Here is a 1,859-nt window from a genome sequence, read left to right on the forward strand (position 1 = left end):
ATTCTGGCAACCGCGCCTACTCGGCAAAGACCACCAACTACCGTGAACTGGTAAAACGCAGTTTCAGCGAATTCAAAACCCGTACAGTGTGAGTTCGAATCTCACCGAGGGCACCGCAAAACACACAGCTCAAAGGCCCTCGGGCGATAGGCTCCGGCAGTGGTCAAGGTGCGACCCGTATGTGTCCCCGATGTGGCGCTGGGCAACAGCGCCTGGTCTCCGAGCGACCACCGCGACGACCGGGTCGGCCGCCGGCTGCGGGTGCTCAAGATCGCCGGCTGGATCGCGGCCGCGGTCTCGATCGGTTTCGGGGTGTTCCAGCTGGCCATGGGCGGCGCGCTGTGGTGGCTGGGGGCCGTCAACCTGTTCTGCGGCCTGGTATTCCTGACGATCCCGCGGCTGTGCCGCTTCGGCGAGCTGGTCGCACCCCTGACGTTCGTCGCGTTCGCCTACGTATCGGTCGGTTTCATCTGCTTCACCATCGGGACCGGCTCGGGACTGCAGTTCTACACCCTGGTCGCCGCATCGCTGGCGGTGCTGATCCTCGGCATCGAGCGAATCGTGCTGACCGCGGTGATCGCCGCCGTCGGGGTGACGATGACGGTCGCACTGGAGCTGACGGTGCCGCACAACCGGGGACTGGGACCACCCTGGACGTTGACCGCCGGGTTCATCACCGCGGTGGCCACTTCGGCGGTGATGATCATCGCCACCATCTGGTACACGCTGCGCGAGATCGAACGGGCGGAAGCGGCGATGGAGGCCGAATACCAGCGCTCCGAACAGCTGCTGGCCAACATCCTGCCCGCGACGATCGCCGCCCGGTTGAAGGATCCGTCGCGCACCGTCATCGCCGACAAGTACGACGACGCGTCGATTCTGTTCGCCGACATCGCCGGCTACACCAAACGCGCCAGCGACACCGCGCCCGCGGAGCTCGTCCGGTTCCTGGACCGGCTCTACACCGACCTGGATGCGCTCGTCGACCGCCACGGCTTGGAGAAGGTCAAGACCAGCGGCGATTCCTACATGGTGGTCAGCGGCGTGCCCATCCCCCGCTCCGACCACCTGGAGGCGCTGGCATCGCTGGCTCTGGACATGGCCCACGCCGTCGCCGACCTCAAGGACTCCCAGGGCCGCGACGTACCGCTACGCATCGGCATGGCCGCAGGACCCGTCGTCGCCGGCGTCGTCGGCGCCAGGAAGTTCTTCTACGACGTGTGGGGCGACGCGGTGAACGTCGCGGCCCGCATGGAGACCACCGACGTCGAAGGGCGAATCCAGGTGCCCGACAACGTCTATGAGCGGCTGCACGACTCGTTTGTGCTCGAGGAGCGCGGCCACGTCGACATCAAGGGCAAGGGCATCATGCACACCTGGTACCTGGTCGGCCACCGGGCCGGCTCTGGCCGAATTGTCCGCTCCGCGGACGGTGTCACACCTTCCGGTTCTCCGACTTCAGCAGCCACGCCAGCTTCTCCAAGCCGTCGATGAGCTGGTGCAGGATGTCCGCAGTGCTCGGATCCTCGGCGTCCACCGTGTCGTGGACCGACCTCAGCGTGTCCACCGCCGCATAAACGCGACCGGTGATCAGGTCGACGACCTCGCCGGTGCTCCGCTCGTAGGCGGGAAACTCCGGCAACGAGGTGCTCGCCGCCACGGTGTCCGACCGACCGTCCGGCACGGAGTCCAGTGCGCGCATCCGTTCGGCGACGGTGTCGCTGGCTTCACGGGCGAAGTCGACGACCTCGTCGAGCTGGAGGTGCAGGTCGCGGAAGTTGGTGCCGACGACGTTCCAGTGCGCCTGCTTACCCTGCAGGTGCAGTTCGATCAGGTCGACCAGCACCTGCTGCAACGCG

General features: G+C 66.3%; 2 protein-coding genes. One reads left to right on the forward strand and one right to left on the reverse strand.

The features are described 5' to 3' along the window. The first annotated feature begins 159 nt into the window (after positions 1-159). Positions 160-1,494: an adenylate/guanylate cyclase domain-containing protein gene (locus WA944_RS04085; protein WP_526646408.1), complete on the forward strand. Its 1,335-nt coding sequence runs from the start codon at positions 160-162 to the stop codon at positions 1,492-1,494. On the opposite strand, the gene WA944_RS04090 is transcribed toward WA944_RS04085, so the two are convergent. Next, on the reverse strand, positions 1,436-1,859 hold a 424-nt coding region (locus WA944_RS04090), incomplete at its 5' end, for a Dps family protein (protein ID WP_526646409.1). The two genes, WA944_RS04085 and WA944_RS04090, sit on opposite strands and share 59 nt — an antisense overlap.

Source organism: Mycobacterium sp., from assembly GCF_049683355.1.
Lineage (GTDB): Bacteria > Actinomycetota > Actinomycetes > Mycobacteriales > Mycobacteriaceae > Mycobacterium.